Here is a 21,763-nt window from a genome sequence, read left to right as displayed (position 1 = left end):
CCCTTGCTACCTTATTAGTACCCCGGCGCCGGGGTTTCGCGGCGCGCAGCAAAGGAGGACTATGTCCTGTCTCTACATACACAGGCGGGTTTGCCCGCCGATGATGGGGTCAACATAATGGCCCACTCTCAGTCAATCAGCGACAAGCTGCTTGAACGAATCCTTTCCTCACTTTCCGATGACAAGGCCGAAGACGTTGTGCAGATCAACCTGCAGGGCAAATCATCGGTTGCGGATCACATGGTGATTGCCTCGGGTCGGTCGACCCGTCAGGTTTCCGCCATGGCGGAAAAGCTGACGGATCGCATCAAGCAGGAATTCGGTTTCACCTCGAAGGTCGAAGGCAAGGACACCGGCGACTGGGTGCTGATCGATACGGGCGACGTGATCGTCCATATCTTCCGCCCCGAAGTGCGTGAATTCTATCAGCTGGAAAAGATGTGGCTGCCTCAGGGCGGCAGCGCCTCAGCGAACTGAGGGGCCATCCCGGCCTGCATTAACAGGCCGGAGGCGAGAGAGATATGCGTATCAGCATAGTTGCGGTCGGGCGATTGCGCGCCGGACCCGAGAAGACACTGCTTGACGATTACCTGACCCGATTTGACCGGGCCGGCCGCACGCTGGGCCTTGGGCCTGCGCAGGTGATTGAGGTTGAAGACAAGAAAAACGCAGGCATGGCAGCTGAGGCCACGGTGCTGCGCAAGGCCCTGCCCAAAGGGGCAGTGTTGTGCACGCTGGATGAACGGGGGCGGGTCATGTCCTCGCCCGATTTCGCGAAGAAGCTGGGTGATTGGCGCGATGCCGGTCGGCAGGACCTGGCGTTTGTGATCGGTGGTGCGGACGGAATTGACCCAGTTCTGCGGACCGAGGCGGATTTTTCCATTTCATTCGGGTCGATGGTCTGGCCCCATATGCTGGTCCGTGTGATGCTGGCCGAGCAACTTTACCGGGCCGCGACCATTCTGTCAGGTGGCCCCTACCACCGGGTCTGACATGGCGCAGCTTCTGATCGTTTATCACTCCCGCACAGGCGGTGCCCGGCAGATGGCCGAAGCCGCGGCCGAAGCTGCGCGAGGTGAGGCTGACACAAAGCTTATGCCTGCCGATCAAGCCGGGCCGGAAGATCTATTGGCTGCCGATGGCTACATCTTTTGCGCGCCAGAAAATCTGGCGGCAATTTCGGGTCAGATGAAGGAATTCTTCGACCGTTGCTACTACCCGGTGCTGGGAAAACTAGAAGGCCGACCCTATGCGCAGATGATTTGTGCAGGATCAGATGGCGAAAATGCCGCCCGTCAGATCGCACGGATTGCCACCGGTTGGCGATTGAAAGCTGTTCAGTCTCCGCTGATCATCTGCACCCATGCGCAAACGCCCGAGGCCATTTTGGCCGAAAAGACAATCCCGCAAGACCAGCTGGATCAATGCCGCGAGACAGGAGCCGCTTTGGGTGCGGGTCTGGCCATGGGTATTTTCTGAGGGTCAATCCAGTTTGACCACTGTGGTGCCTTCATTCCATCCGTCGACGATGCACCGTGCCTGAACTTGCACCTGAGTCATGCCTTCGGGAATGACCACCCCGCCCAGAGAGCGGGTAAAGGGTTGCTCGGTTTCGTGTGGATGGAGCAGGACGCGCATTCCCAACTCGTTTCCATCCATATCCAGAACACGCCAGCCGTCGGCGTAATGGTCCCAACCCGTGTCGGGATGCCGGATCGTCACATCGAACCGCCATGTTTCGCCGTTCGTACTGGTGCGGACCTGTTCGATTGTTGGTGGGTCGGCAAGGGCGGGGCTCGCCAACATGGCGCAGAGAATCAAGTATCGCATCGCACCAGTGTAACCAGTGTGGCGGTGTGTCGGTATCACGTATCCGTGCTGGCCGCTCGGGCCATCAGTATTTCCCGCGAGTGTGAGGTGAACTCGCGCCGATACAAGACGCCAAACGTGACCGCTGTACCCAAAAATAGCGCGACAGGTCCAAGAAACCACGCCAACGACGCCAGTGCAAAATAGGTGGCGCGCAGACCGCGGTTGAAGCTGCGCGCGGCGGTAACGCAGATCTCGGCCGCCTGACCGGCGCGAGGATAGGTTTGCGGGTCTTCGGGGTCATTGGGAACTGCAGCCATCAACACGGCGCAATATCCGAAAAGGCGGTGCGCCCAGACATATTTCAGAAATGCGTTAGCCAGCAGCAATACGACGAAAAGGATTTTGATCTCCCAGACCATTGCCGGAGCACTGCCGATGGCGAGGTCGATTGCGACGCCTGCCAGTCTTTCGGTGTTGCCCAGCAGGGCCAGCCCACCCCCGATGGCAATCATCGTGGTCGACGCAAAAAATGTACTGCCCTGCCGCATGGCCGCCACGACCTGTGCGTCAAACATGCGCGGTTGGCGGGTCACCATCTCGCGCATCCAGTCGCGCCGATAATCGTCCATCATAAGGGCTACGGATTGCCTCTGCGGTGACGGATGTTCAATTTTCCTCCCGATCCACAGCCAAGCAACCAGCAGCAGAAGCAGCGATGCATAGTCCAGAGGGGCAAAAAGAGCGGCACGTTCGATCCAGGTCATGACCGCGACAGTAAGGCCGGGCATGGGAACTTGCCAGCGCGATAGACTGGTAATATTATTTTACCAAAAGGAGGAGCGCCATGGAGATGCCAAAGCCAAGTCCGGATGTTCTGAGCCGGAAATCTGCGCTTGTTGCGCGGCTGTCGCGGGTTCTGCCCGAAGAGGCGATCATCCACGACCCCGCCGAAACCCGCGCTTACGAGTGTGACGCCTTGACGGCTTATAGATGCCCGCCAATGCTGGCCGTGCTGCCGTCAAGCACACAGCAGGTTTCGGATGTTCTGCGCATTTGTCATGACGAAAACGTGCCTGTGGTGCCGCGCGGGGCGGGTACTTCGCTGGCCGGTGGAGCCTTGCCGACTGCGGATTGCGTCATTCTGGGCGTCGCACGGATGAATGAGGTGCTGGAAATCGACTATGACAACCGCTTCATCAGAGTACAGACGGGTCGCACCAATCTAAGCGTTACCGGCGCGGTCGAAGAAGAGGATTTCTTCTACGCCCCCGATCCGTCTTCGCAGCTGGCTTGTGCCATCGCGGGCAATATCGCGATGAATTCGGGCGGTGCGCATTGCCTTAAATATGGGGTGACCACAAACAACCTGTTGGGCGTGACCATGGTCATGATGGATGGCAGCGTTGTCGAAATTGGTGGTGCGCATCTGGATGCACCAGGTCTGGACCTGTTGGGTGTCATCTGTGGGTCTGAAGGCCAGCTGGGTGTGGTGACCGAGGCCACGTTGCGTATTCTTCGCAAGCCCGAGGGCGCGCGACCGGTCCTGATGGGTTTCAATGACAATGAGGTTGCAGGGCAGTGTGTCTCGGACATCATCAAATCGGGCATATTGCCGGTTGCGATCGAGTTCATGGATACATTGTGCATCAGGGCCTGCGAGAACTTTGCCCATGCCGGGTATCCCGACTGCCATGCGCTGCTGATCGTCGAAGTTGAGGGGTCTGACGCTGAAATCGATTATCAGCTTTCGAAAATCATCGAGATAGCCAAACGCCATGACCCGGTTGAATTGCGCGAAAGCCAGTCGGCCGAGGAAAGCGCCAAGATCTGGTTGGGTCGGAAATCTGCATTTGGCGCCATGGGACAATTGAACGATTACATGTGTCTGGATGGCACGATCCCGGTGTCAGCCTTACCAACCGTTCTGCGTCGTATCGGAGAACTGAGTGAGGAGTTCGGGCTGCCGGTTGGAAATGTGTTCCACGCAGGCGACGGAAACATGCATCCGCTGATCCTGTTCGACGCCAACAAACCCGGCGATCTGGAAAAGTGCGAAGCTTTCGGGGCGGAGATCCTGAAGCTGTGTGTTGACGAGGGCGGCTGTCTGACCGGGGAACATGGTGTGGGGATCGAAAAACGGGATCTGATGGCGCATCAATACTCACCTGCCGACCTTGATGCGCAGATGGCGGTTAAGGACGTTTTCGATCCCAAATGGCTGCTGAACGCGGCCAAAGTGTTTCCGCTCGACGTGTCAGAGCCGCGGCGAATGGCAGCAGAATAAGGGGGCGCTGCCCCTTGCCCCCGGAGTGCTTTGGAAAAGATGAAGCCAATGAGACCTGAGACTGAGGCCGATCTGGCAAAGCTGGTGGCCGGGTTGGAAAACCCTGTACGCATTGTCGGAGGCGGGACGCGTGGAATTGCCGGCCCGTATGCGGAAATCGAAACCGGAGCTTTGCGCGGTATCACGCTTTATGAACCCGGGGCGCTGACCCTTGTTGCACGGGCAGGGACGCCCTTGGCCGAGATCACGGCAGTGCTGGAAGCAGAGGGTCAGCACCTCGCGTTTGAGCCGATGGATCATCGCGGATTGCTGGGGACTCAGGGTGAACCGACCATTGGCGGCGTCGTCGCGGCCAATATTTCGGGCCCGCGACGGATACAAGCCGGGGCCTGCCGGGATTTTCTGCTGGGGGTACGCTATGTCGATGGGCGCGGGCAGGTGATCAAGAACGGTGGCCGCGTGATGAAGAACGTCACCGGGTACGATCTGGTCAAATTGATGGGCGGGTCCTGGGGTACTTTAGGAGTTTTGACCGAAGTTTCGCTGAAGGTGCTTCCAAAACCAGAACGGGTGGCAACATTATCTGTTAGGGTTCGGGATGCTGGCACTGCGGTTCGGGTTCTGTCCACCGCACTGAGATCTCCGTTCGAGGTAACGGGGGCTGCGTATGATCCAGACGCTGGAAAAGCCCTGCTTAGGGTCGAAGGTTTCGCGGGCTCGGTCGCATATCGCACAGGCAGATTGACGGCTGAACTGTCTAGGTTTGGTGAGATTACAGAGGAAGCAGGTGCAGACACGCTTTGGGCTGTTATCCGCGATGCTCATCCGTTTCATGGGCAGGACGGGGATGTCTGGCGGCTTTCCGTAAAACCCGGAGATGCGGCCGAAGTTTCTGCGCGTGCTGAAGCGGATCAGTTGCTGTTTGACTGGGGCGGTGGACTTGTCTGGCTGCGCGTCCCGAAGGGCACGGATCTGCGCGCGCGTCTAGGTGTGTTTTCTGGCCACGCGACAGTTGTACGAGCGGATGCAGAAACAGTCGCGCGACTGGGGCGCTTTCAACCGGAGACCGCGGCCGTCTCGACCCTGACAAATGGATTGCGCGCGAAGTTTGACCCACGTGGTTTGTTCAATCCAGGGCTGATGGGATAGGTTTATGCAGACATCATTCACTGAACGGCAGCTGCAAGACCCGGCAACCAAGCGCGCAAACGAAATTCTGCGAAATTGCGTCCATTGCGGATTCTGCACGGCGACTTGCCCGACTTATCAGGTTCTTGGCGACGAGTTGGACAGTCCGCGCGGGCGCATCTATCTGATCAAGGATATGCTCGAAAACGAGCGGCAGCCCGACGAAAAGACGGTCAAACATATCGACCGGTGCCTGTCCTGCCTAGCTTGCATGACCACTTGCCCATCAGGTGTGCACTACATGCATCTGGTCGATCATGCGCGTGAATATATCGAGGCGAATTACAAGCGCCCTTTGACGGATCGCATTTTGCGTTGGGTTCTTGCGCAGATCCTGCCCTATCCGATGCGCTTTCGCTGGGCCCTGATCGGGGCTAAACTGGGTCGCCCGTTCCGGTTTCTGATGCCAGATGCCCGGTTGCGTGCCATGCTGGACATGGCGCCCAAGAACATTCCACCGGTCAGCCGTAATGATGATCCACAAAGCTTTGCGCCCGAAGGCGAGCGGAAAAAGCGGGTGACCCTGATGACGGGATGCGCGCAGAAAGCGCTGAATACCGACATTAATGACGCCACGATCCGTCTGCTGACCCGGCTGGGATGTGAGGTTGTGGTGGCTGAGGGTGCTGGATGTTGTGGAGCACTGACCCATCACATGGGAAAGGTGAAAGACAGCCATGCAGCCGCAATCGCTAATATCAGAGCCTGGGTTCGCGAGATGGACGGCGACGGATTGGACGCCATCGTGATCAACACCTCGGGCTGTGGGACGACGGTCAAGGATTACGGGCATATGTTCCGGAACGACACGCTCTCGGATGATGCCGCACGGGTCTCGGGTATCGCGATGGATATCAGTGAGCTGGTTATGCAACTGAATTTGCCCGAAGGGCGTGATCAGGACCTTACAGTTGCGTATCACGCGGCGTGTTCGCTGCAACATGGGCAGAAGATCAAGACCTATCCCAAAGACCTGCTGAAACGGGCCGGGTTTCAAGTGGTCGAGCCCGCCGACAGCCATTTGTGTTGCGGCAGCGCGGGGACTTACAACCTGATGCAGCCGGAAATCTCGGGTCAGTTGAAGCAGCGCAAAATCAAAACACTTGAGGCGAAGAAGCCCGATATCATCGCCGCAGGCAATATCGGTTGCATGATGCAGATCGGGTCTGGGACCCAAGTGCCAGTCGTTCATACGGTCGAGCTGCTGGATTGGGCGACAGGGGGGCCAAAGCCACCCGCCTTGCAACGGGCAGAGGGCGCTGTTCCCATATTGCGATGAGCCGCCCTGATGCCGACCCGCATCATTTCCTGAGGAAATACCCCTGTACACCGATCGCCCTATTTTCGCCCAACGGGGCACGTAGGACAAAAGCTTCAGAGTGAGTCTCCGGAGACCCGAGTGCGCAACTGGATTAAGGCGATTGTGCTTTGTGCTTTGCCGATGGCGGCTACAGCACAGGACACCAGGCTGGAAAGCTTGGAGACCTCGGATTCCGGGCGCGAATGGATGGCTGTCGGGCGTCTGGATATTGCCGGAAAAGGGTTCTGCACCGGAACGCTTGTATCGCCGACCCTTGTGCTGACAGCGGCGCACTGCCTGTTCGACAAGGTGTCCGGGCAGCGGGTGAACCCGTCCGATATCGAATTTCTGGCCGGGTGGCGGCTGGGCCGCGCTTTGGCTTATAGAACGGCAAGGCAGGCTGTAATTCACCCGGATTATCAATTCAGTGCTGAGTCGTCGACGGACCGTGTCGGCGCGGATGTCGCCCTGATCGAGCTTTGGCAGCCGATCCGCAACACATCGGTCATTCCGTTTGAATCAGGAGATCAGCCGCGCCGGGGCGCGGAAGTGGGCGTGGTGTCATATGCACATGACCGGTCAGAAGCGCCTTCGTTGCAACAGGTTTGTTCGGTCATGAACCGGCAGGCAGGCGTTATGATCATGTCTTGCGACGTCGACTTCGGGTCTTCAGGAGCACCGGTTTTTTCTTTTACAGGCACGCGCCCTCAGATCGTGTCGGTTGTGGCGGCAAAGGCCAGCATGGATGGCCAGAGCGTTGCGATCGGGACTGCGGTTGAACATTCGCTGCAATTGCTGCGCGACGAGCTGTCTGCCGGGCACGGATTTGGATTGTCGACCTCCGGTTCGGGGACGGGCAAGAACGTCGGTGCAAGGTTTGTCCGACCATGACCAAGGTCTTCATAAGCCTGCTTTTGGGCCTGAGTGTTCTGGCGACCGCATCCCATGCGCAAGCCAACAAACGCAAGCTGACAGACCGGGACGACCTTTACGGTTGGGAAGCAATCGGGCGGCTGGATGTGCGCGAAGCGTCCTATTGCACAGGTACGCTGATCGCGCAGGACATGGTGCTGACCGCTGCCCATTGTGCTGTGGACCGTCGTACCGGGGAAACATACGCGCCCGAAGACATCACGTTTCGTGCGGGTCTGAGCAACGGCAGCGCGTTGGCCGAGCGTCAGGTCACGCAGATTGCGGTTTTGCCCGGCTACGCTTCAAATAACCCGCTTTCGCACGAAGGCGTTCGGATGGATGTCGCCCTGATGCGGTTGAATGAGCCCATCCCGTATTCGATTGCCGATCCTTTCGTGTTGCACAGCGGGCGAGTTTCAGGAAACGAGATCAGCATAGCCTCATATGGGCGCGGACGATCCGAGGCGATCACGCGGGAAAGGTCGTGCCGCGTTTTGGATCGCAGGCAAGGCCTGATCACTTTTGATTGCGATGTCACCTTCGGGTCTTCCGGATCCGCCATTCTGGCAAAAAACGGTTCGCGCTGGCAGGTTTTGTCCGTGGTTTCAGCGGTAGGCACGAACGGTCGCAGAAAGGTGGGTTTCGGCATGGAGCTTGACGAGGTCGTGGCCGAGCTCAAGTCCATCATGCGGCGCGATGCGCCAAAACCAACGGCTACGATCCGCCGGTTACAGGCTGGGTCCGGTGCGTCCGGGTCTGGCGCGAAATTCATCAGCTCCGGCGGGGGTTGAACTCGGTCAAATCGCTTCCCATGTCACTGATATCGGATCGCCACAACGGGGTCCGTCATTAACATTGGTCCGTCCAGCCGGAGGGCCAGATCGTGAATCGCTCAAGACTGAGGATATGACACATGCGTACATTTGATTTTGCACCGCTGCACCGCGCCACCATTGGCTTTGACCAGATCGCCGACATGATGGATCGCGTTCTGACCAATGATGTGGCACAGCCAAGCTATCCGCCTTACAACATCGAAAAAACCGATGTCGACACGTACCGTATCTCGGTGGCCGTTGCCGGTTTTTCGGAAAGCGACCTGTCCGTTGAAGTGAAAGAAAACTCGCTGGTTGTTGCCGGTAAGAAGGCATCCGAGGACAAGAGCCGCAGCTATTTGCATCGCGGCATCGCAACCCGCGCGTTCGAGCGTCGCTTTGCGCTGGCCGATCATGTCCGTGTCACCGGCGCAAGCCATGAAAACGGAATGCTGAACATCGACTTGAAGCGAGAAGTGCCCGAAGCCCTGAAACCGCGCCGGATCGAAATTACCTCGGCTAAAGCCATCGAAAAAGATGTGGTTGACGCCAAGGCCGTGAACTGAGGCTTTGAAAGCCTGGCGGCAGTCTCCTCCTCCCGGACTGCCGCAACACCCGCGCCCCGCGTTCCTCCAGACGCGGGGCGTTGTATTTTGATGTCAGCGCCTGTGCTCATCAAAGCGTGGGTCCGGTAAACTCGGCTACACTCATCGCGAACCTGTGCTAGAACTTGCAGATGTCGACGACATCCACGCAGACCAGACCGGCTATTCCGCAACCGCTTGCGGTTGTTGGCGTTCTTTTTGCTTCAATCTGTTTCGGGCTTGTTCCCTATTTCAGCAGGGGGCTGACTGAGCAGGGCGTTGCACCTTTCGCGGTCGCATTCTATCGCTACATCGTTCCAGCGGTTTTGTTACTGCCAGTTCTCGTCGTACATCGAAAAGCCTGGCGCGAGATTTGTTGGGGTCTTGCGGTCGGAGTGGTGATGGGGCTTGGCTGGATCGGATATGTCACAGCCTTAAAGACACTGCCCGCATCTACGGTGGGCGTGCTCTATATGACATATCCGGTTTTCACGTTGATCATTGCGTGGGCTTTGTTCGCCGATACTCCCACAAGGCGCGCGTTTCTTGCGTCTGGCCTCATCATTCTGGCTGCCATCATAGCAGGCTCGCCAGCATCCGTTCCGGTCGAGCACATTCCTACGCTTTTGATCTCGCTGGCGGCGCCATTTGGTTTTGGCTTCGGGATTTCTGTTCTGGTCCACAGGTTGTCCCGAATTGCGCCACTTGCACGCATTGCTTCGGTGTCTCTGGGATCGGTTCTAGGGCTTTTGCCTTTGATGCTGAATGCAGACGTTTCCACGCTGCTTCCTGACGGTCAGTCCGATTGGGTTCTGATCATTGGAATTGGATTGGTCACGGCGCTTGTGCCGCAGCTTGTCTACACGATCTGTTCGCCGCTGATCGGCGCTTCTCAAACTGCGGTTGTCGGAAGCATTGAATTGCCCACGATGTTTGCAGTCGGGTTCTTTGCGTTTGGAGAAGCGATCACTACTGCGCAAGCCATAGCCTGTGCTTTGGTTTTAGGGGCAATTGCAATCACCAAAAGTCGGGTGACGCGCACCGTGACGACCGTGATAGCCAAAGAGGAAAAGACGTAAGTTTGGGGTCGGATCGGGCCTACAGAAAAAGTCCCCACGAAGCTTGCCCGCAGGGAATTCATGTTTGGTGAAATAAGCTCATTGCCCAGCCGTCAACGATCCGATTGACCAGAACAACGCCTCGCCCGCGGGCAGAATGGCCACCGCCCCAAGGCGATGGCCCCCAGATCAGACCGACATGCAGACGTATTTCATCTCAAGATAGTCTTCCATGCCGTGGTGGCTGCCTTCGCGGCCCAGGCCGGATTGCTTGACGCCGCCGAACGGGCCCAACTCGGTCGAGATGATGCCGGTGTTCACGCCGACAATGCCATATTCCAGCGCCTCGGCCACTTTGTAGACGCGGCTCAGATCCTTTGCATAGAAATACGAGGCCAGACCAAAGATCGTGTCATTCGCCATAGCGATCACGTCATCTTCATTTTCGAACTTGAACAGCGGTGCCAGCGGGCCAAAGGTTTCGTCCTGCGCCACCATCATGTCCTGAGTCACGCCGGTCACGATGGTCGGCTGAAAGAACGTACCGCCCAGATCGTGAGGCAAGCCACCGGTCAGAACGGCGCCGCCCTTGTCCGTGACATCCTTAATATGCTCTTCCACCTTGGCGACCGCATCGGCATTGATCAGCGGGCCGGTTGTGATGCCCTCGGCCAGACCGTCGCCGATTTTCAGGGCTTCGACCGCCGCTTTCAGTTTGGCAGCGAATGCGTCATAAACACCGGCCTGTACATAGATGCGGTTGGCGCAGACACAGGTCTGGCCGTTATTGCGGAATTTGCACAGCATCGCGCCCTCGACCGCAGCATCCAGATCGGCGTCATCAAACACGATAAAGGGTGCATTGCCGCCCAGTTCCATCGAGCATTTCATGACCTGATCAGCTGCTTGCCGCAGCAGGATACGCCCCACCTCGGTCGAGCCGGTAAAGGTCAGCTTGCGCACACCGGGGTTTTCGCAGAACTCCTTGCCGATCTCGCTGGACTGGGATGAAGGCACCACGTTGAACACACCAGCTGGCACGCCGGCTTGTTCCGCCAGAAGCGCCAGAACCAGCGCGGACAGTGGTGTTTCTGCCGCCGGGCGGGCAACAAAGGCACACCCGGCCGCCAGCGCCGGTCCTGCCTTGCGGGTGATCATGGCGTTGGGAAAGTTCCAGGGTGTGATCGAAGCCGCCACACCAATGGGCTGTTTCAGCACCATGATCCGTTTGTCGCGCTGATGCCCCGGGATGGTCTCGCCATACACTCGCTTGGCTTCTTCACCGAAGAACTCGATGAAGGACGCACCATAGCCGATCTCGCCGATGGCCTCAGCCAGTGGTTTCCCCTGTTCTGCGGTCAGGATCTTGCCCAGATCTTCGGCGTTCTCCATCATCAGGTCGAACCAGCGCCGCAGGGTCGCTGCACGTTCCTTGCCGGTCAGCTTGGCCCATTCCTTTTGCGCGGCCTCGGCCTGCGCAATTGCTCCGGCAACCTGCGCCCGGCTGACATCGGCCACTTTGGCCACCACATCGCCCCGGGCCGGGTTGGTCACGTCGAAAGTACCGTTGTCACCATCCACCCACTGACCACCGATATAGGCTTTGGTTACAAGCAAGTCAGGGTTCTTCAGAATTGATTTCAGATCGGTCGTTGCGTCCAGCATGTCATTCTCCGCGCAGAAATTGAGTTGCCGCACCCAATCAGGTGTTGAAGGCTTTGTCTATGTCCACCGATGCGTGCCGATCAGCCCAGTTTTGATCAAATTATTTTCTGACCCAATCGTTGCAGCATAGTCGCATGGTTGAGTTCTACGTCAGGTTGCGATCACACGGCTTTCCTTTCCACCCCAAGTTTGCCAGAGTTTGCGTGATTTTTGGACTCAAGGGGATGTAAATGACTGTAACATTTCCTATCTTATTGGGTAATTAAAGAAAAAAAGGACAGTAGAGATGTCGAACCAGCAATTCGAAGCGCTTATCAAAGAAACGCAAACGAAAGTGCGCGAAAGCCAGTCGCAGATCGAGGGGCTGACCTCGCGCATTGAAGCGGCCCGCGCCAAGATCGGCACCGCCGAGGCCGATATCGACATCGAAAACGCCACGCTCGAGGATGTGCATGCCCATACCGAGGTGATGAATGCCAATATCGCCGAGCTGATCATGGGTCTGGATGATGTCACCAACGCGTTTTCCAAGGACTTCGACGAGATGCGCTCGAAAACCGGGTGGGAGTCGTTTGTCGGCATCTTCTCGAAAGGAAAATCCGAGTCGATGCGGCAGGAGCGGATGCGCACCGCCAATATCGACGACAAGTTGCAAGACCTGATCGCCAAATCGGACGTGATCGTGAAGCTGCTGCAAGGGCAGCTGACCGTGCTGGAAGAACAGCGCGTAAAGGTTGAAGACAACCTGAGCGGCACGCTGGACGATCGCGAGGCCACCGTGGCCGAGTTGGAGGCGCTGCGCGCCGAAATTCAGGGCATGGACCCGGCGATCATCACTTTGGAGAACAAAATTTCCGTCGAACAGGACGCCGCTGCGCGTACCCAGCTGGAAACCGAACTGGCTGAGCTGAACAAGCAATACAACGCCAAGGTTCAGGAAGAGCAGGTCAAGCTGGCCAAGTCTCAGACGCTGGAACGCTATATCGAAAAGGGCAAAACCTGGGTCGACTCACTGCAAAACCAGGCGGCGACGCAGATGGTGCTGATCAACAAGCTGCAGACAGACACGCAACAACGCGTGGTGCTGTATGACGCCCTGACCAAGTCGCTGAAAACAGCACAGCAGCAGGACGTGGCCCACCGCATCAACGAGATCGGCGTGCAGACCGACCAGGAGGCGCAAACCGCCATGGCCGCCATCGGCACCGCGACCAACCAGAAAATGGCCGACATGCTTGAGGCGCATGAGGACCACATGGTCTTTGCTCGCGACGTGTTGGAGAAAAAGGCCAAGGCGGATGAACGCTTTGCCCGCCGATTTGCCTCGATTGTCGAGAAGCATGATAAGAATTTGTATGGTGGGTGAGGGCGTGTGTTATTCTGCGCGAGAAATCTATCTAACCGTATTGGCAGTTTCAACGGTGGCCCTGACGATTGCGTTTGGCGTCGGGCTGATTGCAAATATCCCAACTCTAAGTGTGGTTGCGATTTGGACCATGCTACCCAGTCAGCTTCTGATTGCTTACCTTGTGAAATCCCCATCAGACGCTGCTGAGGGTTGGGGGGGCGAGTTTACGTTTGGAAAAGCAATCTTCTCAAAAGCTCTCTGGCGAAAGTATAGAAAGGAGTGGGCACTGCCTTTTGCAGGTATGTTCCTAGGAGCTCCACTGTTTTTGCGGTGGGGGTTGCCCGTGAGCGGCGTTGTTGGGCTCTACCTCTTCATTTTTGTAGCTCAACTTGAAGATTGCAGGGCAAAAATTTCCGCTCGCATATGCGCAAATGACTGACCCCACCCAAGACCATGTCGGCCTGACCGACACCTTCGCCTCGCGTCGCTATTTCCGCAAATTTGAGGTGATCACTGTCCACCTGCTGCGCGTGGCCGCGACGATGGAGGCCGAGGGCGCGATCAGCAAGCAAGAGGTGCGGATCGTGTCGCGCTACCTCTCGGGGCTGCTCTACACCTTTCGCGCGCTTAGCATGAAATACCTTCTGGTTGGGCGCGATACGGGGCGGTTCTTTGGCAGCCTCGCCATGGACAAGCGCGACAGCGGGTTTCCGGTGGCGGCTGAGTTGCTGACCATGGCCAATGACGCGCAGCAGGCACAGGTGCATCTGGCGAATATGCCCTCGGAAGATGACCTGAAAACCGACATGGTCCGCACGATCATTGGTGACCGGGAAATCCCCACCAAGCTGCAATTCGCGCTGTCGCAAAGGCTCTATTACGAAGAGTTGCTAAAAGGTCAGCTGTTCTGGGCCCGGAACGATCCCGAATGCCACTGGATCGGGAATGAGGGCGAGCGGCGCAAGTTCATGATCCACTGGGCGGTCTATGACAGTCAGGTCAACCTGCCCGTCATATATCTGATGCAGCTGGAGGACACAGGCAAATCCGCCCTGCCCAAGGATCAACGCCGCTGGCCCGAAGTGCAGGCGCATCTGATGGCGCAGTCTTTGGGCGGGCTGAAACTGGTGACCATAGCCAAGGGCTTTGATCAGGATTTCGATGACCTGCACCCCAAACACCTGCGTCGCATCCATGTGGGGCCGATGTATTCTTCGGCGTTTACCGAACAATCCGGCCCCTTGCGGCAGGTGCTGGAGGATGCGCAATCCCCGCAAGGTCAGGATTGGGCGCTGGCCTGGACTACCGAAGAGCTGCACAGCGAAGAGGTCATCGAGGAACGCGCCGGCTGGTTTTCAACTGTCGAGCGTGAGGTTTTTGCGCTGGATCCTTTTGGCGGGCAGGGGGCCGAGACCGGGGCCACCCGTACCCAACGGTCGATCATCCTGCCACAGCGCCCGTTTCAGGTGCTGGCCGAACGCAACCCGCCGGGTTTTGCCGATGTGCGCAAGTTCGTCGTCAGCAATGCGGGGCAGGTTTTGAGGTACTAATATTCGCCTTCGGCGAGAGTATTTTTGAAAAGATGAAGCAAGGGCGGTTTTTGAGATGAGTTTGACGTCAGATCAGATGGAATTGCGCGAAGACGACATTCGCAAGCATTATCCGGCAGCGACCGCTTTGCTGAGCGGGTTCGAACATGCGCCGCGGATCGCCAAAGCCGTGGAATCCACCGTTGAACGCTCACCAGGTGTTTCGACTGGTCGGCGGTTTCGCTCGACGACACCGGGGTTGGTGACACGCCGGACCGTGCGCGCAGACGGGGTGCATCTGGTTGAGAGGATCGAAGCCTCGGACGATGGTGATGCTTTGGTCTCACCGCCGCAAGCGACGGCTCAACAGGCGATCCGCCGCGCCATCGCAATCGCTCTGGCCGTGGCCGATACTTATGCGGAACAGACCCCGCTTGCCGATCTGAAACGCGCGAACCTGGCCGGAGATCTGCCCGCCGCGCGGAAGACCGAGTTTTCAGAGGTTCTGACAGCCGAAGCGCTGATCTCGTTACACACGTTCGGCAATGCGCTGGCTTATCTGTTATCCTCGCATCTGGGTGAGACCACGGTTGATATTGGTGAGATCGAAGAGGTCCTGACAGACAATGGCCAGCTCGCCTTGCACGGCGCGCTGTGGGAGCTGGACCAGACGCTGGCCAAACACGCCTCGGACGATGCCCATCTGATCGCCGCCGCCAGTGCCTATGCCGAGCAACTGATGGAGAAGTCAACCCTGCGCGCAGGGTCCGCAGGTCATCTGGCCCCGTTCCAGAACGCAGCCTGGCATATCGAGGCCGATGATCTGACGATCCGGGGGTTCGAGCCGGCCTCCAAGGCAAAATCCACCACCTTGACCATGACCTTCAAGAAGCCGAATGAAGTGGTGGGCAACCATATCGCCAAATATCAGGCGATGAAGCTGGCCAAGATGGTGATGGCCTATGATTTCGACCGCCGTCTGAACCCGTTTGCTGAACTTGGCGGGTTCATCTTTACCTTCATGGGCGATGGCAAGCCGGGCACCGGCAAGACCACCCTGATCCAGATGATGGCCGGGCTGATCAATGACTATTGCCAGAACGCGGGCTATCCGTTCCGCTATCAGAATCTGAGCACCGACAATATCGACAGCTATCAGGGCAAATCCGGCCAGAACGCCAAAACCTTTATCAACACGATCATCGACCCCTCGGTCATCGGCTTTGGCACCATCGACGATATCGACCAGCTGGCGGGCAAGCGCGGTGACCGGCAGTCGTCAGCCGGGCAGTTGGAAATCACCGCTGTGCTGATGGAGAGCTTTGCCGGTGCCAACACCGTCGTGCGCGGCAACTGCACCTTTGGCATGTTCTCAAACTACCCCGAGAATGTGGACGACGCCCTGCGCCAGCGGGCAGGGGCGCGGTTTCTGGTGGACGGGCCGCAAACGCGCGAGGATTACATCGACATCCTGCACCTGCTGATGGGCCGCAACCACGACATCCCGCTGGGTGAACACGAAGCCTATGCCGCGCAGGAGATCAAAAAGGCCGTCGCCGCCAGTTTCGAAAGCCATTCCCGCCCGCATGAGGACGCCTTGTTGCAGGTCTATGACCGGGTGTCTGGCAAGATCGGCGAAATGGACACAATCGCCAAGCTGGGCACCTACCTCAAGGCGATCCAGCAGGCGGATGAACGCTTTACCGGCCGTGCGATCAAGAACATCACCGATGCGGTCAAGGTCCGCGCGATGGATTTCGAACTGCCCGATGAGTGGATGGAAAACCCCGACCTGTTCCTGTTTCGCGACTACGACACCAAGAAGGCGATGATCGAAGATCTACGCCAGCCGATCACGGTGGAAATGGTGATACAGGAGATCAACCGCTACGCCGACAGCGAGTTCCGCTATGCCGACAAGAGCGACGAGGTCGCCATCGAAAACGCCGTCCGCGAGATGGGCCGGATGGAAGAGGCTAAGAGGCGGTACTTGGAGGGGAAGGGGTGAAATTTATTCTGATTTCAATTTGCCTTCCATTGTTTCTAAGCCTCGCGATTTCAGTGCTCATCGGTCGACTAGCGTTTCGCACAGCACGGGGGACAAAAGAAAGCGGCAAGGAATGGATTCTACCGTTCTATGGCTACATTGCAGTGGCTGCTATTATCGCTCTCATCGTTAGTTACACTTTAACGGAAATTTTTGTCGATCAGTTTGCAAGAGAGGGCGAAGAGGCAAATTTAGCGCACGCTTTGGTTTATATTCATCGGCAATTAGTGCTGTTTGCAGTGCCCCTCGGCTCTGCAATTGTGTTTGCATTTGTTAAAGGCAGGCGAGCATGAAGATTGGTACACCCCAGATAGGTGCTACGGATTACCGAACCTTTCTCGGGAAAGGCTAAAGATGCTTGAATTGGCTTATATCGCGGGGTGCATTTTTGCGGCGTATGTTGGATCGCGTTTCACGATCTGGGTAATAAAACGCAACCTTCCTGTTCCGAAAGGAGCTTTTCTAATCATGAGGTTTCTATTTTGGTGGGCCGCTAGTGTCGTAGTGGGATCAGGGCTTTTTCTGAGTGTTGCTTGGGTTCTAATTTTCGTTCAAGTAGCCCCAGGTGGTCGCTTGGACGGAATTGAACCAAGCGTTATACAATTTGGATTGTTACTTCTATCGGCTCCTTACTGGGTTGGGCTATTCAAAGGCATAGATTTGCAGCTATCGCAAAGGTTTAGCGCATGATCCGCCTCATCAAAAAAGGCCTGATGTTTGGCAACCTCGTCCACATCTCCAGCCCGGCCTTAGTCGAGCGGTATAACCGTGCGTTGCAGCATCTGGCGGGCAAGACCACTCAGCTTTCGGATTTCCATGTCGATATCTCGGGCTATTCGCCAGAGGTGGGGATTGAGCTGGACGACCCGCTCTACCTCAACCCCAATGGGGTGAACCGGCAGTTCATCCTGCTGACGACCGAGCAGAAACGCGCGCCTTTGCTGAACGTCAAGTTCTCGACCTCGCGCGATATTCTGCGCGAGTTCATTGAGATGAATGAGGCGCAGCTGTTCGCCCTGACCGCAACCGATGCGGTAGCCGGAGAGCTGGTGAATTCGGTCTTCAAACTCAGTAGTCCCCGCGATCTGTTCAATCTGCGCAAGATCGAGATTGAGGCCGACACCGCAGGCGGCACCTTGCGTAAGGCGCAGCAATTGGCGGGCATGGTCGAACAATTCAAAACCGCCGAGGACGCCTGGTTCGACGATGTGCTGATCGCCAGGATGATCGAGACCGCCAAAGAAACCGGCGACGTCACGCGCAACCCCGTCCATCTGCGCCACACGGATTTTGAGCAACGCAACTTCTGGACGGCGCATTTCGGCGGGCTGTACCTGTTCCCGGATCTGGACCACCCGGCGGCGATCTGCATGGGAGACAAGCCTGACGATTTGCCGATCAAATATGTTTTTGACCGGTCGCAGCGAAACCAGATTGCCAAGTTTCTGGATTACAACGATCTGGTCGAACCCATCGTCAAAGCGCGCGGCGTAGACGCCGCTGCGATCCTGCAGCAGAAGATGGATTTCCTGACTGTCGATGCGGCGGCGGATGCGGATGTCGACCTGACCGGGCTGGACCGAAGCGATATGCGGCGCTTGGCGCGCAATCACTCGGATCGCTTGCCCGAAGCCTATCACGGCCTTGCGCAACTGCTGCGCTGGGCAAGCGATGGGGGGCCGTGGCCGCGTATCACGTCGGATCATCCGGCTTATTTCTACACTTTGCGCGCCGCTGACACGCCGAACCGTGATCTGGTGAATATGCTGCTGGCCGAATTGGCCCCGCTGGATCCACGCCAGATGTTCATCTGCCACAAAGTGCTGTTCTATAGCACCTATTCCGGATGGTCCGAGAGCAAGAAAGCCTATGTTGCCGACTTCCTCGCGCGCGAGTATCAGGTGGACAAGCAAGGGGCCCGTGCCGCGCTGTTCGGCCATGAGCCGGATATGAGCGGAGAAGACAGGGTCACCGATGACATAATCGCGCGGGTCGGTCCGTGGGGTTCGGTAAGGAAAGGCTGAAATGTTCGGGTTATTGCGCCTTTTGCTGATCTTGTTGGTGATCCAGACGATCGCCTATGTCGCGCTGTCTTTCTACTCGCGCGGGATACGCCGTCGTAAACTGGAAAGCTGGTGGGACGAAAAGGGCAAGACGGGCAATAAGGACGCCTTTGTCGAACGCGGATTGCATGTGTATGACAACTCGTTTCGGCGTAAACTGATCCTGGGTGTCTATATCGTGCCGTGGGTGGCGATTGGCGCGCTGATCTACATCGTGAATTACATGTGAGGGTTTAGGCATGGCCTATGTGAAATGGGCGTTCATTATCATTTTCTGGGGTACGATTGCCGTGATCCTGCAATATTCTCTACCCCAGCATGACATTGTGCGCATCGTAAACACCTACGAAGAGCGACAGGATCTGAACGACTGGACGCGGATTTTCTGGTCTGAACCCGAAGACCAATCCACCAGCCTGTCCAACCGGGATGTGCAATTCATTCAGGCCGTGCGCGAAAATGGCAAGCCGATCGTGTACCGAAACGAAGACACCGGGTGGGGGTGGCCACCTTATTTCAAGTTCGACACAGCGAACCTTTACACTGAAGCCAATGATGCGAAATCGACCAAAGAAAACCCGAAATGGGTGGTCGTAACTCATTACGGATGGCGAAACGAGTTCATGTCGATCTTCCCCAACGCCATTTTCATCAAACATGTGGAAGGGCCGGATGTGCAGGTCATTCCCTGGTTCAACATCATTTTCCTGATAATTTTTGCCGCGCTGGTCTGGGCGGTTTGGGTGCGCTGGCGCAGGTTCCGAAAGGCCCGAATTGATCCGATGATCGAGAATGTGGAAGACGGATTTTATGCGGCCGGTGACGCGATTGAAGAACGCCGAAACAGATTTCAGCGCTGGCTGGACAGCTGGAAGTCGAAATAGGCCTTAACGTCACGGGCGTGTTTGCTTCACGCCCGTTGGACTAACGATATCGGCTACCTGACAACAAATTCTGCGTGCAAGGCGCCCGCCGCTTTGATGGTTTTCAGAATATCGATCATATCCTGGGGCGATACCCCCAGCGCATTCAGACCTGCGACAACCTCGGACAGGGTCGTAGCTTCGGGGATTTCGGCAAGGCCGGTTCCTTCTTCCTCTTCGATCCCTGCAATAGTGCGCGGAACGACCACTGTTTCGCCCCTGGCAAACGGGTTGGGTTGCACGGCAATCGGCGCTTCCTGAACTGTCAGGGTCAGATTGCCCTGAGAGACAGCCACACGCGATATCCGAACCTCTTGTCCCATGACGATGGTGCCAGACCGCTGATCGACTACCACACGCGCCTTTGCTTCCGGCTCGACCAGAATATTCTCGATACGCCCGATGGCATGGGCCGTTGACGCTGCCTGAGTTGCAGCAATGTTGAGGTCAACCGTGCCTGAATCGCGCATAATTGCCACAGCTCTGTTGAACTCGGTGTTTATGGCAAATTCAATTCGCGCGGCCGTGGTGAAATCAGGCTCTCTCAATGCCAGGCGCATTTGGGTCAGAGTTGACAAGTCGAACTCAATTTCACGCTCAACACGCGCGCCGGACGGGATCACACCCGAAGTTGGCACGCCGCGCACGACCGACGCGGCCTCTCCTTCAGCCAAAACGCCACCTGCAAGGATTGTGCCCTGTGCAACCGCATAGATTTGCCCGTCTGCTGCGTTCAGCGGGGTCATAACCAGTGTCCCACCTAACAAGCTGTTTGAATCGCCTATCGCCGAAACCGTCACATCGATTTGAGACTATGGTGGCCCCGTTCAACGTTGCGTCCTCCTGATGTTTGGGCAGGATCCAGCGGGCAGGCGCGCCGTAAACCGGCTCGGTCACGTCATTGCCTTCGGGCAACAGATCGAACCCGTCCTGAACCAGAGCCAGAACCAGATCGGGGTTCAGAACGCCGCGCGCCTGTTCGACCCCCTGAACCTTGATCACATAGGTTCCGGTTGGCAGGTCGGCTCGATCAGTCAGACGAATTTCAGGCAGGATCAATCCGAAGGTGGACGCCACGTAGGTACGCATATTGGCGATGCGGGCATCCAATCCGGTTCCGGGATTCAAAACCAAGCTTACCAGATCGGGCGCGAATTCAAGGTGCACGTCATCCAGATCCAGAATATCTCCAATAGCCTGCGAGACCGGCACTTCGGTTTCGGTCGCCTGCGACTGCAATGACGGGTCCGTTTCTTTCTGCTTCTTCCGAATTCTGTAGGCCGCGTATCCAAGCACAGCTGCACCGAGGATGAACGGCAGGAAAGGCAGGCCGGGCACCAGCGCAAACAGGACCATCAGAACCGCCACGGTAGACAGCGCAGCGGGATGCCGCCCGAGTTGCGAGAAAATGGCATTGTCGGTGGCACCCTGTGTTCCGCCGCGCGCCAGCAGCAATGCAGAGGCAATCGAGATGATAACGGCGGGGATCTGCGAGACCAGACCATCACCGACCGTCAGGATTGCATATGTCTCGAACGCCGAAGCCACTGGCATTCCGTGCACGATCACCCCCATGATCAAACCCATAACAAGGTTCAGAAGAGTGATCAGAAGACCGGCAACGGCATCGCCTTTTACAAATTTCGACGCACCGTCGAGCGAGCCGAAAAACGTTGTTTCCTGCTGTTCGCGGTCCCGCCGTTCCTTGGCCTGCTCATGGTCGATGGCCCCGGCCGACATGTCGCTGTCGATGGCAAGCTGCTTTCCAGGCATCCCATCCAAGGCAAAGCGCGCGCCGACCTCGGCCATACGGGCGGCCCCTTTGGTGATGACCATAAAGTTCACGATCAGAAGCACGCCAAAAACCACAAGGCCCAGAAAGATGCTGCCACCCATGACGAAATTGGCGAACCCTTCAATTACGTCACCCGCTGCGTTGGGTCCGGTATGCCCCTGACCGATGATCAGTTTGGTCGACGAGACGTTCAGCGACAGGCGCAGCATCAGCGATGCCAGCAGGATCGTTGGGAAGGACGAGAAATCCAGTGGACGTTCGATGAACAGCGTCAGAGTGAAAATCAGGATGGCCAGCGCGAAAGAGGCGGCTAGCCCAACGTCCAGCACCCCGGCGGGCATGGGCAGGATCATCATGACGATGACGGTCATCAGCACCAGCGCCAGCAGGACAGTGGGTGAAAACAGGGACCGGATGTCAAACTGGGGCACGCAGGTTTC

At 57.3% G+C, this 21,763-nt stretch carries 20 protein-coding genes and 2 pseudogenes; 17 read left to right on the top strand and 5 right to left on the bottom strand.

Features of this window, described 5'->3' with window-relative positions:
* Window positions 1–117: 117 nt before the first annotated feature.
* From rsfS to I9182_RS18575, 3 genes are read left to right on the top strand one after another with little or no spacing between them, the layout of a single operon-like run.
* Window positions 118–477, top strand: coding sequence for a ribosome silencing factor (rsfS, locus tag I9182_RS18585; RefSeq protein ID WP_209599225.1), 360 nt, complete (start codon window positions 118–120; stop codon window positions 475–477).
* A gap of 44 nt (window positions 478–521) precedes the next feature.
* Window positions 522–992 (top strand): 23S rRNA (pseudouridine(1915)-N(3))-methyltransferase RlmH, encoded by a 471-nt coding sequence (gene rlmH / locus I9182_RS18580; RefSeq protein WP_209599224.1) that lies wholly within the window; start codon window positions 522–524, stop codon window positions 990–992.
* A 1-nt stretch (window position 993) separates the two neighbouring features.
* Window positions 994–1,479, top strand: coding sequence for an NAD(P)H-dependent oxidoreductase (locus I9182_RS18575; protein WP_209507235.1), 486 nt, complete (start codon window positions 994–996; stop codon window positions 1,477–1,479).
* Window positions 1,480–1,482: 3 nt separating this feature from the next.
* On the opposite strand, the gene I9182_RS18570 is transcribed toward I9182_RS18575, so the two are convergent.
* Together I9182_RS18570 and I9182_RS18565 are read right to left on the bottom strand one after the other, a co-directional pair.
* A complete protein-coding gene (locus I9182_RS18570; RefSeq protein ID WP_209507234.1) occupies window positions 1,483–1,830 on the bottom strand; it encodes a hypothetical protein in 348 nt (115 codons plus the stop codon).
* Window positions 1,831–1,865: 35 nt separating this feature from the next.
* On the bottom strand, window positions 1,866–2,576 hold the full coding sequence (locus I9182_RS18565) for a DUF599 domain-containing protein (RefSeq protein ID WP_209507276.1): 711 nt from the start codon (window positions 2,574–2,576) through the stop codon (window positions 1,866–1,868).
* A gap of 80 nt (window positions 2,577–2,656) precedes the next feature.
* Between I9182_RS18565 and I9182_RS18560 the strand changes: the two genes are divergently transcribed.
* The 7 genes from I9182_RS18560 (at window position 2,657) to I9182_RS18530 (ending at window position 9,974) form a co-directional block, all read left to right on the top strand.
* Entirely contained in the window at window positions 2,657–4,096 is a 1,440-nt protein-coding gene (locus I9182_RS18560; RefSeq protein WP_209599223.1) for an FAD-linked oxidase C-terminal domain-containing protein, read from the top strand.
* A gap of 48 nt (window positions 4,097–4,144) precedes the next feature.
* Window positions 4,145–5,245 (top strand): FAD-binding protein, encoded by a 1,101-nt coding sequence (locus tag I9182_RS18555; RefSeq protein ID WP_209599222.1) that lies wholly within the window; start codon window positions 4,145–4,147, stop codon window positions 5,243–5,245.
* Between the two features lie 4 nt (window positions 5,246–5,249).
* Window positions 5,250–6,563 carry a glycolate oxidase subunit GlcF gene (gene glcF, locus I9182_RS18550; RefSeq protein WP_209507231.1) on the top strand — a complete coding sequence of 438 codons (1,314 nt, stop codon included), beginning with the start codon at window positions 5,250–5,252 and terminating at the stop codon, window positions 6,561–6,563.
* A gap of 120 nt (window positions 6,564–6,683) precedes the next feature.
* A complete protein-coding gene (locus I9182_RS18545; protein ID WP_348540348.1) occupies window positions 6,684–7,475 on the top strand; it encodes a trypsin-like peptidase domain-containing protein in 792 nt (263 codons plus the stop codon).
* Window positions 7,472–8,287: a trypsin-like serine protease gene (locus tag I9182_RS18540; RefSeq protein ID WP_209507230.1), complete on the top strand. Its 816-nt coding sequence runs from the start codon at window positions 7,472–7,474 to the stop codon at window positions 8,285–8,287. Before I9182_RS18545 ends, I9182_RS18540 begins: the two co-directional genes overlap by 4 nt.
* Window positions 8,288–8,409: 122 nt before the next feature.
* Window positions 8,410–8,877 carry an Hsp20 family protein gene (locus tag I9182_RS18535; protein WP_209599221.1) on the top strand — a complete coding sequence of 156 codons (468 nt, stop codon included), beginning with the start codon at window positions 8,410–8,412 and terminating at the stop codon, window positions 8,875–8,877.
* A 170-nt stretch (window positions 8,878–9,047) separates the two neighbouring features.
* Window positions 9,048–9,974: a DMT family transporter gene (locus I9182_RS18530; RefSeq protein WP_209599220.1), complete on the top strand. Its 927-nt coding sequence runs from the start codon at window positions 9,048–9,050 to the stop codon at window positions 9,972–9,974.
* A 168-nt stretch (window positions 9,975–10,142) separates the two neighbouring features.
* Here I9182_RS18530 and I9182_RS18525 read toward each other — a convergent pair whose 3' ends face one another.
* Window positions 10,143–11,618, bottom strand: coding sequence for an NAD-dependent succinate-semialdehyde dehydrogenase (locus tag I9182_RS18525; RefSeq protein WP_209599219.1), 1,476 nt, complete (start codon window positions 11,616–11,618; stop codon window positions 10,143–10,145).
* Window positions 11,619–11,904: 286 nt separating this feature from the next.
* On the opposite strand from I9182_RS18525, the gene I9182_RS18520 reads away from it, so the two are divergent.
* The 7 genes from I9182_RS18520 to I9182_RS18490 all read left to right on the top strand — a co-directional run bounded on the left by I9182_RS18520 (window position 11,905) and on the right by I9182_RS18490 (window position 19,489).
* Window positions 11,905–12,984 (top strand): hypothetical protein, encoded by a 1,080-nt coding sequence (locus tag I9182_RS18520; protein WP_209599218.1) that lies wholly within the window; start codon window positions 11,905–11,907, stop codon window positions 12,982–12,984.
* A gap of 413 nt (window positions 12,985–13,397) precedes the next feature.
* On the top strand, window positions 13,398–14,516 hold the full coding sequence (locus I9182_RS18515) for a hypothetical protein (protein WP_209507224.1): 1,119 nt from the start codon (window positions 13,398–13,400) through the stop codon (window positions 14,514–14,516).
* A gap of 55 nt (window positions 14,517–14,571) precedes the next feature.
* Window positions 14,572–16,503: an ATP-binding protein gene (locus I9182_RS18510; protein ID WP_209599217.1), complete on the top strand. Its 1,932-nt coding sequence runs from the start codon at window positions 14,572–14,574 to the stop codon at window positions 16,501–16,503.
* The gene (locus tag I9182_RS18505) at window positions 16,500–16,835 is read left to right on the top strand and encodes a hypothetical protein (RefSeq protein WP_209599216.1); all 336 of its coding nucleotides are present in this window, start codon (window positions 16,500–16,502) and stop codon (window positions 16,833–16,835) included. The genes I9182_RS18510 and I9182_RS18505 overlap by 4 nt, the downstream gene beginning before the upstream one ends.
* A gap of 393 nt (window positions 16,836–17,228) precedes the next feature.
* On the top strand, window positions 17,229–18,566 hold the full coding sequence (locus tag I9182_RS18500; protein ID WP_209599215.1) for a DUF6638 family protein: 1,338 nt from the start codon (window positions 17,229–17,231) through the stop codon (window positions 18,564–18,566).
* Window position 18,567: 1 nt separating this feature from the next.
* Window positions 18,568–18,834, top strand: a complete 267-nt coding sequence (locus tag I9182_RS18495; RefSeq protein ID WP_209599214.1) for a hypothetical protein — start codon at window positions 18,568–18,570, stop codon at window positions 18,832–18,834.
* A 10-nt stretch (window positions 18,835–18,844) separates the two neighbouring features.
* Entirely contained in the window at window positions 18,845–19,489 is a 645-nt protein-coding gene (locus I9182_RS18490) for a DUF1523 family protein (protein WP_209599213.1), read from the top strand.
* A 53-nt stretch (window positions 19,490–19,542) separates the two neighbouring features.
* Here I9182_RS18490 and I9182_RS18485 read toward each other — a convergent pair.
* Window positions 19,543–20,334, bottom strand: a pseudogene (locus I9182_RS18485) (flagellar basal body P-ring protein FlgI); the annotation flags it as partial.
* Between the two features lies 1 nt (window position 20,335).
* Window positions 20,336–21,754 (bottom strand): annotated as a pseudogene (locus I9182_RS18480) (FHIPEP family type III secretion protein); the annotation flags it as partial.
* Window positions 21,755–21,763: the final 9 nt, after the last annotated feature.

This window comes from Ruegeria sp. HKCCSP351 (genome assembly GCF_017872535.1).
Taxonomy (GTDB): domain Bacteria; phylum Pseudomonadota; class Alphaproteobacteria; order Rhodobacterales; family Rhodobacteraceae; genus Ruegeria.
The sequence above is the reverse complement of the archived record's forward strand: the minus strand, read 5'-3'. Positions and strand labels throughout refer to the sequence as shown.

Bases quoted from the DNA above. Each gene is read 5' to 3' on its own strand.
- I9182_RS18565 (WP_209507276.1), bottom strand. From the start codon at position 2,576: ATGACCTGGATCGAACGTGCCGCTCTTTTTGCCCCTCTGGACTATGCA.
- I9182_RS18530 (WP_209599220.1), top strand. From the start codon at position 9,048: ATGTCGACGACATCCACGCAGACCAGACCGGCTATTCCGCAACCGCTT.
- I9182_RS18535 (WP_209599221.1), top strand. From the start codon at position 8,410: ATGCGTACATTTGATTTTGCACCGCTGCACCGCGCCACCATTGGCTTT.
- I9182_RS18510 (WP_209599217.1), top strand. From the start codon at position 14,572: ATGAGTTTGACGTCAGATCAGATGGAATTGCGCGAAGACGACATTCGC.
- rlmH (WP_209599224.1), top strand. From the start codon at position 522: ATGCGTATCAGCATAGTTGCGGTCGGGCGATTGCGCGCCGGACCCGAG.
- I9182_RS18520 (WP_209599218.1), top strand. From the start codon at position 11,905: ATGTCGAACCAGCAATTCGAAGCGCTTATCAAAGAAACGCAAACGAAA.
- I9182_RS18500 (WP_209599215.1), top strand. From the start codon at position 17,229: ATGATCCGCCTCATCAAAAAAGGCCTGATGTTTGGCAACCTCGTCCAC.
- rsfS (WP_209599225.1), top strand. From the start codon at position 118: ATGGCCCACTCTCAGTCAATCAGCGACAAGCTGCTTGAACGAATCCTT.
- I9182_RS18515 (WP_209507224.1), top strand. From the start codon at position 13,398: ATGACTGACCCCACCCAAGACCATGTCGGCCTGACCGACACCTTCGCC.
- I9182_RS18495 (WP_209599214.1), top strand. From the start codon at position 18,568: ATGTTCGGGTTATTGCGCCTTTTGCTGATCTTGTTGGTGATCCAGACG.
- I9182_RS18560 (WP_209599223.1), top strand. From the start codon at position 2,657: ATGGAGATGCCAAAGCCAAGTCCGGATGTTCTGAGCCGGAAATCTGCG.
- glcF (WP_209507231.1), top strand. From the start codon at position 5,250: ATGCAGACATCATTCACTGAACGGCAGCTGCAAGACCCGGCAACCAAG.
- I9182_RS18575 (WP_209507235.1), top strand. From the start codon at position 994: ATGGCGCAGCTTCTGATCGTTTATCACTCCCGCACAGGCGGTGCCCGG.
- I9182_RS18570 (WP_209507234.1), bottom strand. From the start codon at position 1,830: ATGCGATACTTGATTCTCTGCGCCATGTTGGCGAGCCCCGCCCTTGCC.
- I9182_RS18490 (WP_209599213.1), top strand. From the start codon at position 18,845: ATGGCCTATGTGAAATGGGCGTTCATTATCATTTTCTGGGGTACGATT.
- I9182_RS18525 (WP_209599219.1), bottom strand. From the start codon at position 11,618: ATGCTGGACGCAACGACCGATCTGAAATCAATTCTGAAGAACCCTGAC.
- I9182_RS18555 (WP_209599222.1), top strand. From the start codon at position 4,145: ATGAGACCTGAGACTGAGGCCGATCTGGCAAAGCTGGTGGCCGGGTTG.
- I9182_RS18540 (WP_209507230.1), top strand. From the start codon at position 7,472: ATGACCAAGGTCTTCATAAGCCTGCTTTTGGGCCTGAGTGTTCTGGCG.